Here is a 13,327-nt window from a genome sequence, read left to right on the forward strand (position 1 = left end):
CGAACATCACCCGAATGGCGGCTAAAGAGGGCCCTGCCCTGCGCCGATGTCCTGTGTGCGAGGCCAGAACCGCCTTCCTCGCGCCCCCCAGACAGCCCCGAAGTGGGCTCACCCATACGCCAAGGCAGGACAACACGCAGCGTTACCGCGTGCTGTCCTTATTTATATGTGCGCCACACTCATGCAATAACGCCGGACCGCCGCAGTTCCGTAATTTGTTCGGGCGCCACACCTATGTCCTCGAGTACTTCGTTCGTGTGCATTCCGATCGTCGGCGGCGTGGCGGGAACCTCCGCCGGCGTGCGCGAGAACCGGGGTGCCGGAGCGGGCTGGACGCGCCCGTCGACCGAGACGAACGCGCCGCGCGCGGCGTTGTGCGGGTGCGCGGGCGCCTCGCCGGGGTCGAGCACCGGCGCCAGGCACGCGTCCGTCCCCGAAGCGAGCTCCGACCACTCGTCGCGGGTGCGGCTCTTCACCGCCGCGGCGATCCGCTCCCGCAGCTCGGGCCAGTTCACCGGGTCGTCACGCGAGGGCGCGTCCTCGATCCCCAGGACGCGCACGAGCTCGGCGTAGAACTTCTCCTCCAACGCCCCGACGCTCACGTGCCGGCCGTCCGCGGCCTCATAGACGTCGTAGAACGGCACGCCACCGTCGAGCATGTTGGTGCCGCGCGGCCCGCGCCACATGCCCGCCGACCGCATGCTGTGCAGGAACGTCGTCAGCAGCGCCGAGCCGTCCACCATGGCGGCGTCCACGACCTGGCCCCGCCCGGACCGCTCCCGCTCGTACAACGCGGCGAGCACGCCGAGGGCGAGCAGCAGGCCGCCGCCGGCGAAGTCGCCGAGGATGTTGATCGGGAACGACGGCGGCCCGCCGTGCCGTCCGAGCGGCTCCAGCGCGCCCGCGATGGAGATGTAGTTGATGTCGTGCCCGGCGCGGTCGGCGAGCGGCCCGTCCTGGCCCCAGCCGGTGAGGCGGCCGTAGATCAGCCGCGGGTTGCGGGCGAGCGCCTGCGCGGGCCCGAAGCCGAGCCGTTCGGTCACGCCCGGCCGGAAGCCCTCGACGAGGACGTCCGCCTCCTCCAGCAGTTTGAGCACGAGCTCGGCGCCCTCGGGAGTGCGCGTGTCGACTGCGATCGAGCGGCGGCCGCGCCCGAGGAAGTCCCCCGGCACCGCGGGCACGGCCGCGGGCCGGTCGACCCGGATCACGTCCGCGCCGAGGTCGGCCAGCACCATGCAGCCGAACGGCCCCGGCGCCAGCCCGGCGAGCTCGACGACCTTGAGTCCAGCGAGCGGCCCCATCTAGAGCGACCTCGCGATGATTTCCTTCATGATCTCGTTCGTACCACCGTAGATGCGCTGCACGCGGGCATCGGCCCAGGCGCGGGCGATCGGGTACTCGGTCATGTACCCGTAGCCGCCGAACAGCTGGACGCACTCGTCCACGACACGGCACAGCCGGTCGGTCGACCACCACTTCGCCATCGCGGCGGTCGGCACGTCCAACGAGCCGGTCAGGTGCTTTTCGATGCACTCGTCGACGAAAGCCCTGGTCACAGCGGCCTCGGTGGCGCACTCGGCCAGCTTGAACCGCGTGTTCTGGAACTTGAACAGCTCCTTGCCGAACGCCGTGCGGTCCTTCGTGTACTCGAGCGTCACCTCGACCGCGCGCTCGATGCCCGCGACGGACGCGACGGCGATGAGCAGCCGTTCTTGGGGCAGCTGCTGCATGAGCTGGACGAACCCCTGGCCCTCCTGCCCACCGAGCAGGTGCGACACGGGCACGCGGACGTCGTCGAAGAACAGCTCGGCGGTGTCCTGGCCCTTCAGCCCGACCTTCTCCAGCACGCGGCCGCGCCGGATGTCGTTCTCGACGACCAGCAGCGAGATACCCGCGGCGCCCTCGGACGGGTCGGTCTTGGCCACCACGATGACCAGATCGGCCTGGCTGCCGTTGGTGATGAACGTCTTGGACCCGTTGATGACGTACTCGTCGCCCTCGCGCAACGCGCGCGTGCGGATGCCCTGCAGGTCGGAGCCGGCACCGGGTTCGGACATCGCGATCGCGCCGACGTACTCCCCCGACGCGAGCTTGGGCAGCCAGCGCCGCTTCTGCTCCTCGGTCCCATAAGACAAGAGGTAGTGGGCGACGATCCCGCTGTGCACGCTGTTGCCCCACGAGCTGTCGCCGACGCGGGCCTGTTCCTCGATCAGCACGGCCTCGTGCGCGAACGTCCCGCCCCCGCCGCCGTACTCCTCGGGGATCGACAGGCACAGCAGGCCCACGTCGCCCGCGCGGCGCCAGAGGTCGCGGTCCACCTGCTTCTGCGCGGCGAACCGCTCCTGGTGCGGCGCGACCTCCTTCTCCAGGAACGTGCGGGCCAGCTGGCGCAGCTGGTCGAGGTCTTCGTCCATCCACGGCGATCGACGGTGTGCCATGGCACCACGAAACCACCGCGAGGGACCTCCCGCCATGACCGCCGCGCGTCACGGCCGGGCGAAAACCTGAGCGAAAAGATCAGGCCATCCGCCAGACTCCGGGTCCGGAGTGGCGCGTGTGACCTCAAGGTCGGTCTGCCCGGTGGCCCCGATGAGCTAAACGGTCACCCACGCCGGTCATGGCGACGCACCCCGGCCGTGCCTACGGTGGGGACATGAGCGAAGCCCTGATCTTCGACGCGGTCCGCACGCCGCGTGGCAAGGGGAAGCGCGGTTCGCTGCACAGCGTCAAGCCCGTGGCCCTGGCCGCGGGCGTGCTGCGCGCGCTGGCCGACCGCAACGACCTCGACACCTCGGCCGTCGACGACGTCGTGCTCGGCGTGGTCACGCCGATCGGCGAGCAAGGCGGTGACATCGCCCGCAGCGCGGTCCTCGTCGCCGGCTACGACGAACGGCCTGCGGGCGTGCAGCTCAACCGCTTCTGCGCCTCCGGCCTGGAGGCGGTGAACCTGGCGGCGGCGAAGGTCGCGTCGGGCTTCGAGGACCTCGTCATCGCCGGTGGCGTCGAGTCGATGTCGCGCGTGCCGATGGGGTCGGACGGCGGCGCCTGGGTCGCGGACCCCGCGACCGGGTTCGACACGTCGTTCGTGCCGCAGGGCGTGAGCGCGGACCTCATCGCGACGCTGGAGGGCTACAGCCGCGAGGACGTGGACGCGTGGGCGGCCCGGTCGCACCAGCGCGCGTACGTCGCGCAGCAGAAGGGCTGGTTCGAGCGGTCGATCGTGCCGGTCGTCGACCAGAACGGCACGGTCGTGCTCAAGGAGGACGAGACGATCCGTCCCGAGTCCACTGTGGAATCGCTCGGCAAGCTCAAGCCGAGCTTCCAGTTCCACGGCGACCTCGGCTACGACGCGGTCGCGATCGACAAGTACCCGTCGGTCGAGCGCATCAGCCACGTCCACACGCCCGGCAACTCGTCGCAGATCGTCGACGGCGCCGCCGCGATGCTGATCGGTTCCGCCAGGGCCGGCGCGGACCTCGGCCTGACGCCACGCGCCCGCATCGTGTCCGTCGCGGTCACCGGCACCGAGCCGACGATCATGCTCACCGGCCCCGCCCCGGCCGCGCGCAAGGCGCTGGACCGGGCGGGTCTGTCCATTGAGGACATGGACCTGGTGGAGATCAACGAGGCGTTCTCGTCCGTGGTGCTGAAGTTCCTGCGCGACATGGACCTGCCCGAGGAGAAGGTCAACGTCAACGGCGGCGCGATCGCGCTGGGCCACCCGCTGGGCGCGACCGGCTGCATGATCGTGGGCACGCTGCTCGACGAGCTGGAGCGCCGGGACCTGCGCCGAGGTCTGGCCACGCTGTGCGTCGGCGGCGGCATGGGCATCGCGACGATCATCGAGAGGGTCTGACACACATGCCGTTCCACTACGAAAAGGACAGCGACGGCATCGTCACCCTGACGATGGACATGTCCGGCACGGCCAACGTGATGAACGCCGAGTACGCGTCGCTCATGGGCGACGCCGTGACCCGGCTGGAGCAGGACGAGCTGACCGGCGTGATCATCACGTCCGCCAAGAAGACGTTCTTCGCCGGCGGCGACCTCAACATGCTCATCCAGATCACGCCGGAGAACGCGGCCGAGGCGCTGGTGGGTGTCGAGGAGATCAAGGCGCAGCTACGGCGCCTGGAGAAGCTCGGCAAGCCGGTCGTGGCCGCGATCAACGGCGCCGCGCTCGGCGGTGGCCTGGAGATCACGCTGGCGTGCCATCACCGCGTCGTGCTGGACGACGACTCGATCAAGCTCGGCCTGCCCGAGGCCACGCTGGGCCTGCTGCCGGGCAGCGGCGGCGTGACGCGCATGGTGCGGCTGCTGGGCGTGCAGGCGGCGTTGCCGTTGCTGATGGAGGGCAAGCAACTCCGGCCGCAGCGCGCGTTGCAGGCCGGGATCGTGCACGCGCTGGCGTCGTCGCGTGAGGACCTGTTCGAGCAGGCGCGCGCGTGGATTCGCGCCAACCCCGAGGCGAAGCAGCCGTGGGACGTGCCCGGCTTCACCCTGCCGGACCTGAAGTTCGCCGACCCGAACAGCTACGGCCTGCTGGCCGCCGCGCCCGCCGTGCTGCGCAAGAAGACCCACGGCACCTTGCCGGCACCGGAGAAGATCCTCGCCGCGGCCATCGAGGGCGCGTTCGTCGACATCGACACGGCGTTGAAGATCGAGGGCCGCTACTTCCTCGAGCTGGCCTCGGGCCAGGTCGCGAAGAACATGATCAACGCGTTCTGGTTCCAGCTCAACGAGATCAACGCGCGCGGCTCCGCGGGCCGCAACAAGGTCTCGAAGCTCGGCGTGCTCGGCGCGGGCATGATGGGCGCGGGCATCGCCGAGGTGAGCGCCAAGGCGGGCATCCCGGTCGTGCTCAAGGACGTCACGCTGGAGGCGGCTTCTCGCGGGGCACAGGACCTGCCCGGCATCACGCCGACCGACTCCGACGCGGATCTGGCCGGCTGCGACCTGGTCATCGAGGCGGTGTTCGAGAACCGCGAGCTGAAGAACAAGGTGCTGCCCGCGGCCGAGTCCGCCGCGCTGCCGTCCGCGGTGATCGCGTCGAACACCTCGACGTTGCCGATCACCGGGCTGGCCTCCTCGGTCAGCACGCCGGAGAAGTTCATCGGCCTGCACTTCTTCTCGCCGGTGCAGAAGATGCGCCTGGTGGAGGTGATCCGCGGCGAGAAGACGTCCGAGGAGACGCTGGAACGCGCGCTGGACTACGTGCGCCAGATCGGCAAGACCCCGATCGTCGTCAACGACAGCCGCGGTTTCTACACCTCGCGCACGTTCGGCACGTACCCGATCGAGGCGATCACGATGCTCGCCGAGGGCGTGCACCCGGCGTTGATCGAGAACGTGGCCCGCAAGGCCGGCATGGCGGTCGGCCCGCTGGCGGTGTCCGACGAGGTGACGCTCACACTGCAGCTGAAGATCCGCGACCAGACGCTGGCCGACGACCCGGCCGCGGCGGGCCTGCGCGAGCACCCCGCGTTCGGCGTGCTGCAACAGCTCGTGGATCTCGGCCGCACCGGCAAGTCGGGCGGTGCGGGGTTCTACGAATACCCTTCGGAGGGAAAGAAGTTCCTCTGGCCCGAGCTGGTCACGCGGTACACCAAGCCCGACGCGGGAGTGTCCGAACAGGACGTTCGCGACCGGCTGCTGTACATCCAGTCGCTGGAGACGATCCGGTGCCTGGACGAGAACGTGCTGACGTCGGTCGCCGACGCGAACATCGGCAGCATCTTCGGCTTCGGCTTCGCGCCGTGGACGGGCGGCACGCTGCAGTTCGTCAACTCGACCGGGCTCGCCGCGTTCGTCGATCGGGCCGACTACCTGGCCGACACCTACGGCGAACGCTTCCGCCCGCCGGCCTCGTTGCGCGACCGCGCCACCCGCAACCAGCCCTACTAACCGCGAGTCTTACCGTCCGGCCCCCTGTGTCTTACCGTCCGGAACCCGTCCGGGTGCGGGAACGTAAGACACGGGGGGCCGGAGCGTAAGACACGCGCGGCTGGATGGACGCACGTCGTGGTACCAATTCGGGATGAGCAAGCGCGGATGGCTGCTGGCCGGACTGATCATCGTCGCCGGTGCCACGTCCGCTGTCATGGCCGCTCTCGGCGTCAAGCAGTGGTGGGTGCTCGCCATCGGCGCGGTCGTCGGTGCGGTCGCGGTGTTCTTCAGCGAGTACCCGAAGGAGTTCCTCAAGCGGGGAGCGCAGCGACGCGAGGAGACCGGCTTCGCCCTGACCAGGGGCGCGGTGTCCGGCAAGGTCCTTGACCTGGACGACCCGATCCGGCTCGGCGTGCACAAGGCGGCGAAGGGCGTGCCGCCCTACATCCGGCGCGACGTCTACGACGAGGTCGTCTCCCACCTGCGGCCGGGCGGCTTCGTCGTGCTGGTCGGCGACTCGACGGCGGGTAAGTCCCGCACCGCGTACGAGGCGGTCCGGGCGACTCTGCCCAAGCACCACCTGATGGCGCCGGAACGCCGGGACCTCGTGGACGCGGCCGTCGACGACCTGGCGCGCAGGCCGAAGTGCGTCCTGTGGCTGGACGACCTGGAGAAGTTCGTCGGCACCGGAGGTCTCACCGTCGCAGGCGTCGACCGCCTCCGCCACGGCACGATCATCGCGACGCTGCGCCGTGAGGAGCTGAACCAGTTGACCGGCGGCGACGACCACCGGCTGAGCGACGAGGCCCGCCGGGTACTGGACCAGGCCCATCAGGTGCAGCTGGACCGCCACTTCACCCCGGCCGAGCTGGAGCGGGCCGAGGAGTACCGGTCCGACGCCCAGATCGGGGACGCGCTGCGCAACTCCGGCGAGTACGGCCTGGCCGAGTACCTCGCGGCCGGTCCCACGCTGCTCGCCCACTGGACCAACGCCAAGGCACCGAACGCGCATCCGCGCGGCGCGGCACTCGTGACCGCTGCCATCGACTGCCGCCGCGCGGGCTTCCACGCCCCGCTGCCGAAAGCCCTGCTGGACGAGGTGCACGATCACTACCTCGGCAACCGCGTCCGCCCCGAGTCACTCAACGAGGCGTGGAAGTGGGCGACAGAACCGCCGCGCGGCACCACGACCGCCTTGCTCGAACAGGGCGGCGACCACGTCCAGGTTTTCGACTACCTGGTCGACCACGTGCAGAGCATGCACGCGCCCGGTGACCACGTGCCCAGCGACATCGTCCTCGCCGCGATTCGACACGCCGATGCGTCAACCGCATACGCGATTGGACAAACGGCGTATGACAACGGCAGGTACGCGCTCGCGAAATCAGCTTTCGAACACGCCTTACGCCTCGACGAGGCCGAGCAAGGCCCCGAACACCTCGATACCGTCCGCAGCCGCCACTACCTCGCCATGGTGTTGCGCGCCCAGGGCGACCTCACCACCGCCGCCACGGAATACCGCGCCGTACTCAACATCTACACCCGCACCCTCGGACCCGAACACCCCGACACCCTCAGTAGCCGCAACAACCTCGCCAACGTGCTGTACGACCAGGGCGACCTCACTGCCGCCGCGACCGAATACCGCGCCGTACTCAACATCCGCACCCGCACCCTCGGACCCGAACACCCCCACACCCTCACCAGCCGCAACAACCTCGCCCTCGTGCTGCGCGCCCAGGGCGACCTCACTGCCGCCGCCACCGAACACCGCGCCGTACACGACATCCGCACCCGCACCCTCGGACCCGAACACCCCCACACCCTCACCAGCCGCAACAACCTCGCCAACGTGCTGTACGACCAGGGCGACCTCACTGCCGCCGCCACCGAACACCGCGCCGTACACGACATCCGCACCCGCACCCTCGGACCCGAACACCCCCACACCCTCCGCAGCCGCGACAACCTCGCCCTCGTGCTGCGCGCCCAGGGCGACCTCACCACCGCCGCCACCGAACACCGCGCCGTACTCAACATCCGCACCCGCACCCTCGGACCCGAACACCCCCACACCCTCACCAGCCGCAACAACCTGGCCGAGGTCGAGAAGCGGCTTCGGGGTCAGTGACCGCCGCGGTAGGCGCCGGGTGAGGAGCCCGTCCAGCGTTTGAACGCACGGTGGAAGGCGCTCGCCTCCGAGAACCCCAGCCGCAGCGCCAGTTCCTCCACCGACTCACCGCCGCGCACCAAAGACGCCACCGCCTGGTCGCGCAACAGCTGTTCGCGCACCTCGCGGAACGACGTCCCCTCGGCGGCCAGCCTGCGCCGCAACGTCGGCGCGGACACCCCGAGCCGCTGTGCGACGGCTTCCAGGCCCGACTCCCCCGCCCCGAGCAGCCGGCGCACGTGCGCGGACGTGTCGGCGCCGTGGTCGCGGCGCGACAACAGCTCCGCGGGAGAGTTGCGCAGGAACCGGCGCAACGCGGCCTCGTCCTGCACCACGGGCATCCGCAGGAACTTCGGGTCGAAGAACATCGCGGTGACGGGCGCGGAGAACTCGAGCGGGCAGCCGAAGATCAGGTGGTACTCGGCGGCGTGCGGCGGTTCGGGGTAGTCGAAGGACGCGCGCCGCAACGGGATCCGGCGCCCGACGAGCCACGACGAGAAGCGGTGCCACAGCACGAGCAGCGACTCGGTCAGGAAGTGGTCCGGGTCGTCAACGAGCGCCATGTCGAGCGAGAAACGCCCGTCCACCAACGACATGGCGGGCGCGGTGTCGAACAGGCCGTAGAACGCGAGGCCGCGTCGCAACGCCGAGCCGAGGTCCGGGCAGTGCACGGCGAGCAGGCACATCGTCGGGAACGTGCCCCGTTTGGACGGACGCGGGCCGAAGCCCATGAACTCGTCGTCGAGCTGCTCCCACAACGCCTGGATGAGGCGGGTGAACTGCTCGGGCGTCACGCGGGCGCGGTCGTCGTCGAGCAACGAGGGGCTGATGCCCGCGGCGGCCAGGACCGGTTCCGGCGCCGGGCATTCGCGCAGCGCGGCGCGCACATAGTGGATCGCCACGGTCCTGGTGTGCACAGCTGAGGTTAACGCCGACGGTGGCGCGACGTGTGCCGCGCCACCGTCTGCGCAGGGCCCACCCGGTGAGCCGTGCTCCTCGCCGATGGGGCATCCGCCCGCCCATCGACAAGGGACGTTGTGTTGTGTCCCACACCACGGTAGAAGGTCTAGACCAGCACCGTCAATAGGGCCGAAAGGCTATATGTGGACCAGACCATTCAAGACGCCAATGGCGCCACCCCGAAGCCGGCCGAGAACCGCTTACACCAGATCACCACGGATCGGACGGACGAGAGGTTCACCTCGGCGGGAATCTCGTAGACCTGGTCGCCGCGGTTGCCCTTCAGCTTGCCCAGCGAGGTGAAGCCGGTGCCGAACTCCTTCTCCGCCGCGGTGGACTCCTTGTCGGACAGGTAGACGTAGAGGTCCGGCCCGTCACTGGTGTTCAGCCCGGCGAACTGGACCGAGTGCCGCCCGTCCGGGAGCCGCACGAGCGTCGCGGTGCCGGTGGTCTCGTGCTCCAGCGAGCGGAACATGCCGGACGCCACGGCCACCGGGCCGGCGGGAGCCTGCGCCGAGGACGAGGTGGAGGTCGAACTGACGGTGGGCACGAGCAAGGTCTCGGCCGTCGTGCGGTTGGTCAGGAGCCGCCACGGTTGGAAGAAGTAGAGCCCAACCCCGAGCACGACCACGAGACCGAGCAGCAGGAATCGACGTGTGGACATATCGGAAATACTGACGCAGATCCGGCCGAGAAGATCTTACGTAGTTGTTAGGGTCCGTCCGTGGAACGAGTCGGGCAGGCGGTTCTCGGCGTGCTGATGGTCGGCTGCGCGCTGTTCGGCCCGTTCCCGAGGCCGGTGCCGCTGTTGTTCGCCATCGCCGCGGTCGGCACCGCGAACGCCGCGTTCCCGATGATGCGCGTGTTCGGCTCCGCACTCCTGGGCGGGGTGGCGGCGTCGAGCATCGCGCTCAGCTCGGTCCCGTTCGTCACGTGCTCCACATCGAAGTTCACCGACGTGTTCACCTGTACGGGTGATGCTCCGGTGTGGCATCTGACCGGAACCGTGCTCGTCGCAGGCCTTTCCGGAGCCAGCCTGGTGCTGGCCCGGATAACGAATCAGTGACGGCGATCACTCAACCGAGCGGCTTCAGCGACCGATAACGCATCCAGGTGAGCGATGTCCTGCGTTCGGGCTACCGGTATGGTCGCCGACGGGGATGATCTCACCTCTCTTTCCAAACCAGCGAGGAGGAACTTTGCGCGCACTGTGGGCCGCATCCGGCTCTGCCGTGCTCGGTTCCGCGCTGCTGGGCGTACTGGTGGGAGTCGTGATGGGTGGCGCGGACGAGGATCCGTTGAGCAGAACACCCGCGTCCACCTGGATCAGCAGCACACCGAGCGCCAGCAGGTCGACGTCGTCCAGCGCCCCATCCAGCAGCGTTGTTTCGACGAGCCCTTCGTCGGCGGCCGTCCAGGCCCCGAAGGCCACGCAGAACCAGACGTCCGCGCCGCCGCCCCCGCCGCCGCCTGCGGAGACCAAGCCGCCCGCGCCGACGACGACGGCGACGCCCTCCGGCTGGCCGTGCAGCCCGCTGAACCCGCTGCCACCGCCGCAGTGCAAGAACATGGAGAACAAGGGCAAGGGCTGACCCCGGCGAGTCCCACGCTCGCGCCATTGGGCTGCGCCCCCCGGTATCCAGCGTATCGGCCAGGTCTGACAATCCCGCGTGTCGTACGTTCCTGCCCCCTGTGAAGCTCCTATGGTTGTCAAGCTGCTTGCAGCGCTTGAAGGTCGGCCATGAGGCGGGGGTAGATTTCGCGGGCGAGGTAGCGCTTGAGGCATCTGATGAGGTGTTTCTTGGTCATTTTGGTGCCGGGGCGGAGCCGTTCGCGCATGTAGGTGCGGGTGGGTTCGTGGGTGGCCAGCCGGGTGATGATGATCCGGTAGAGGGCGGCGTTGGCGTGGCGGTCGCCGGCGCGGGAGAGCCGGTGGTGTTCGTGTTTGCCGCTGCTGGCGTCCTGGGGTGCGACGCCGGTGAGGGTGGCGAAGGCGGTCTCGCTGTGCAGCCGGTCGGGGTGATCGCCTGCGGTGACCAGGAGTTGCCCGGTGGTGTGGGTGCCCAGGCCGTGCAGGGCCATGGTGCGGGGTGCGATGCGGTGCAGCAGGGCGTCCAGTGTGGAGTCCAGGTCGTGGATGCGGCTGGTGTGGAAGGTGATCTGCCCGGCGAGCTCGCTTAGTGCGGCGCGGACCGCTGTGCCGGAGTCGAGCAGGGTCTGGGCGAGGGCGGCGGCGGAGACGGTGCGGGTTTTGCTGCCGGTGCGGGGTGTGGGCAGGGGGTCGGCGGCGAGGGTGGCGCAGCGCCGGAGCAGGGCGGTGGTGGACAGGCCGTGCAGGGCCTCGCGGAGTTCGGCGGGTGTGGTGATGAGCAGGGCTTTGAGTGCGTTGAGCGCCGCGGTGCGGGCGGTGATGTGCTGGTCGCGGGCGATGCGCAGCACCCGCACCGATTCCACCGGGCCGGTGCGTGGTTTCGGGGTGGCGGTGGCCTCGCCGGACTGGGCTGCCGCGGCGGCGTTGATCGCGTCCTGCGGGTCGGACTTGCCGCGTAGCCGGCGTTTCTGCCGGTTCGGCCGGTTGACCTCGACCACCCGCACTCCCCGTGCGGTGAGGAAGGTGGTCAGGCCGGCGCCGTAGCAGCCGGTGCCCTCCACACCGGCCAGGGTGGTCGGGCCGAAGTCGGTCAGCCAGGCCCACAGCTGGGCGAACCCGGCGCGGGTGGCGGGGAATTTCAGTGTGCCCAGGGTGCGGCCGAGGGCGTCTTTGGCGGCGGCGACGTGAAACTCGAGGTGAGTGTCGATCCCGGCGGTGATCTCGCCGACCGGGTCGATCGGGCAGGCCGGGGTGGTGCGGGTGGACTTCGTGCGGGTCTTTGCCATGCTGGTGAGGCCATCCTGTTCGCGGCTACGGGCGGGTGGCATGCACCGGGCCCGGCGGGCGGACAGGACAGTGATGGGGCGCCTGCGGCAACAGGCTCCTATGAGGTCACGGTCGCCGGGGCTGGTGCGCACCGGTGGTCCTCACCAGCCCGGACGTCAGATCTCACGAAAGGCACGAAACCGGTCATACGTCGAGACAGACCAGACCGGCGAGGACCACCAGCAGCATCCTCACGGACGCAACCCCATCCTCACTGTCGTACGTTCCCGGCCTCCGAACCGTACGTTCGCGGCCAGCGGGGCCGGGTCCTCCAGGACTTAACAGCGGTGTAGCGCCGACACAACAGGCCATGGCAACCCTGGAGTCATGAACTCCACCTGGCGCCTGCGTGTGGAACTCGCCGACAGCCCCGGAGCGCTAGCGCGCGTGACGATCCGGCTGGCGGACGCCGACTGCAACGTCCTCGCGCTGTCCGTCATCCCGGTGCCGGGCGGCGTGCTGGACGAGCTGGTCGTACAGACCGGCCCCGGCGTGCTGCCCGCGGACCTGGTGGCGGCGGTGCGCAGCGAAGGCGGCCGGTGCGTCGGCATCACGCCCGCGAACCTGCGCGACCTCGTCGACAGCCCCACGGCCGCCCTCCGCGCGGCGGCGAACGCGATGCAGGACGGCAACGTCACCGACGCGCTGCGCAAAGTCCTGGCGGCGGACTCGGTCGTCGTGTCGCCGGACGAACCCACCGACGAGCCCGGACACCACATCCGGATGACCGCGCCCGACGGCACCGTCGTCGAGGCAAGGCGGGGCTGGTCGCCGTTCACCCAGGTCGAACTGGCCCGCGGAAAGGCGTTGCTCGACCTGTTGTCGGTGCCGCCGCCACGGATTCGCGCGGCGATGAGCGACGACGGGATGGCATTGGTGCTGCGGCCCGGCCTGCCGTCGGACGAGAACGCGGTCGCGGACCTGCACACGCGCTGCTCGCTGCGGACGATGTTCAGCCGCTACCACGCGGGCATGCGCTCGGTGCCGCGCCGCTGGCTGCACCGGCTGCTCAGCCCGCCACGCGGCAGCACGATCCTCGTGCAGTGCGCGGACCGGGTGATCGCGCTCGGTCAGCTCATCCGGATGTCCACTCCGGAATGCGCGGAGGTCTCGCTGCTCGTCGAGGACGCGTGGCAGCACCGCGGCGTCGGCACGGCGTTGCTCTCGGCGCTGGCGGACACCGCCCGCGCGGCCGGCTACCGCGAGCTCGTCGCGTGGTGCCTGCCGTCCGAGGACGGCCTGCGGCGCACGGCCGAACGCGCAGGGTTGCCTTCGTCCGTTCGGCGGGAGGACGGGTTGTTACGCGTTACGCTCCACCCGCACGCGGGCACGATTCAGCGCCCAATTGCGACACTTTCTCTCGACAATTCGCGTTGAGCAGCGCGGAAACC

11 protein-coding genes are annotated in these 13,327 nt (G+C 69.8%); 6 read left to right on the forward strand and 5 right to left on the reverse strand.

The genetic code is table 11. The annotated features are described in order from the left end of the window. Positions 1–179 precede the first annotated feature (179 nt). Together QSK35_RS08785 and QSK35_RS08790 are read right to left on the reverse strand one after the other, a co-directional pair. The gene (locus tag QSK35_RS08785) at positions 180–1,301 is read right to left on the reverse strand and encodes a CaiB/BaiF CoA transferase family protein (protein WP_285744061.1); all 1,122 of its coding nucleotides are present in this window, start codon (positions 1,299–1,301) and stop codon (positions 180–182) included. Next, complete coding sequence (locus QSK35_RS08790; RefSeq protein ID WP_285744063.1) at positions 1,302–2,438, reverse strand: acyl-CoA dehydrogenase family protein; 1,137 nt, start codon at positions 2,436–2,438, stop codon at positions 1,302–1,304. A gap of 215 nt (positions 2,439–2,653) precedes the next feature. On the opposite strand from QSK35_RS08790, the gene QSK35_RS08795 reads away from it, so the two are divergent. From QSK35_RS08795 to QSK35_RS08805, 3 genes are all read left to right on the forward strand, one after another. Next, the gene (locus QSK35_RS08795) at positions 2,654–3,856 is read left to right on the forward strand and encodes an acetyl-CoA C-acetyltransferase (protein ID WP_285744065.1); all 1,203 of its coding nucleotides are present in this window, start codon (positions 2,654–2,656) and stop codon (positions 3,854–3,856) included. A gap of 5 nt (positions 3,857–3,861) precedes the next feature. Further along, positions 3,862–5,907 (forward strand): 3-hydroxyacyl-CoA dehydrogenase NAD-binding domain-containing protein, encoded by a 2,046-nt coding sequence (locus QSK35_RS08800; RefSeq protein WP_285744067.1) that lies wholly within the window; start codon positions 3,862–3,864, stop codon positions 5,905–5,907. Positions 5,908–6,040: 133 nt separating this feature from the next. After that, positions 6,041–8,020, forward strand: coding sequence for a tetratricopeptide repeat protein (locus QSK35_RS08805; RefSeq protein WP_285744069.1), 1,980 nt, complete (start codon positions 6,041–6,043; stop codon positions 8,018–8,020). Here the strand turns inward: QSK35_RS08805 and QSK35_RS08810 are convergent. Continuing rightward, a complete protein-coding gene (locus QSK35_RS08810; RefSeq protein WP_285744071.1) occupies positions 8,014–8,961 on the reverse strand; it encodes an AraC family transcriptional regulator in 948 nt (315 codons plus the stop codon). The two genes, QSK35_RS08805 and QSK35_RS08810, sit on opposite strands and share 7 nt — an antisense overlap. Positions 8,962–9,176: 215 nt before the next feature. Continuing rightward, the gene (locus QSK35_RS08815; protein ID WP_285744073.1) at positions 9,177–9,683 is read right to left on the reverse strand and encodes a DM13 domain-containing protein; all 507 of its coding nucleotides are present in this window, start codon (positions 9,681–9,683) and stop codon (positions 9,177–9,179) included. 60 nt (positions 9,684–9,743) lie between these two features. Here QSK35_RS08815 and QSK35_RS08820 point away from each other — a divergent pair, with 60 nt between their 5' ends. Both QSK35_RS08820 and QSK35_RS08825 read left to right on the forward strand, forming a co-directional pair. After that, positions 9,744–10,085 (forward strand): hypothetical protein, encoded by a 342-nt coding sequence (locus tag QSK35_RS08820; protein ID WP_285744076.1) that lies wholly within the window; start codon positions 9,744–9,746, stop codon positions 10,083–10,085. 133 nt (positions 10,086–10,218) lie between these two features. Next, positions 10,219–10,611, forward strand: a complete 393-nt coding sequence (locus QSK35_RS08825; protein WP_285744078.1) for a hypothetical protein — start codon at positions 10,219–10,221, stop codon at positions 10,609–10,611. Positions 10,612–10,729: 118 nt separating this feature from the next. On the opposite strand, the gene QSK35_RS08830 is transcribed toward QSK35_RS08825, so the two are convergent. Then, a complete protein-coding gene (locus QSK35_RS08830) occupies positions 10,730–11,896 on the reverse strand; it encodes an IS110 family RNA-guided transposase (RefSeq protein WP_285744080.1) in 1,167 nt (388 codons plus the stop codon). A 367-nt stretch (positions 11,897–12,263) separates the two neighbouring features. On the opposite strand from QSK35_RS08830, the gene QSK35_RS08835 reads away from it, so the two are divergent. Then, positions 12,264–13,313, forward strand: a complete 1,050-nt coding sequence (locus tag QSK35_RS08835; RefSeq protein WP_285744081.1) for a GNAT family N-acetyltransferase — start codon at positions 12,264–12,266, stop codon at positions 13,311–13,313. Positions 13,314–13,327 lie beyond the last annotated feature (14 nt).

Source organism: Lentzea sp. NBRC 105346, assembly GCF_030269605.1.
Lineage (GTDB): Bacteria > Actinomycetota > Actinomycetes > Mycobacteriales > Pseudonocardiaceae > Lentzea.

Coding starts and splice junctions, on each gene's coding strand:
- QSK35_RS08785 (WP_285744061.1), bottom strand. CDS start 1,301: ATGGGGCCGCTCGCTGGACTCAAGGTCGTCGAGCTCGCCGGGCTGGCG.
- QSK35_RS08790 (WP_285744063.1), bottom strand. CDS start 2,438: ATGGCACACCGTCGATCGCCGTGGATGGACGAAGACCTCGACCAGCTG.
- QSK35_RS08795 (WP_285744065.1), top strand. CDS start 2,654: ATGAGCGAAGCCCTGATCTTCGACGCGGTCCGCACGCCGCGTGGCAAG.
- QSK35_RS08800 (WP_285744067.1), top strand. CDS start 3,862: ATGCCGTTCCACTACGAAAAGGACAGCGACGGCATCGTCACCCTGACG.
- QSK35_RS08805 (WP_285744069.1), top strand. CDS start 6,041: ATGAGCAAGCGCGGATGGCTGCTGGCCGGACTGATCATCGTCGCCGGT.
- QSK35_RS08815 (WP_285744073.1), bottom strand. CDS start 9,683: ATGTCCACACGTCGATTCCTGCTGCTCGGTCTCGTGGTCGTGCTCGGG.
- QSK35_RS08830 (WP_285744080.1), bottom strand. CDS start 11,896: ATGGCAAAGACCCGCACGAAGTCCACCCGCACCACCCCGGCCTGCCCG.
- QSK35_RS08835 (WP_285744081.1), top strand. CDS start 12,264: ATGAACTCCACCTGGCGCCTGCGTGTGGAACTCGCCGACAGCCCCGGA.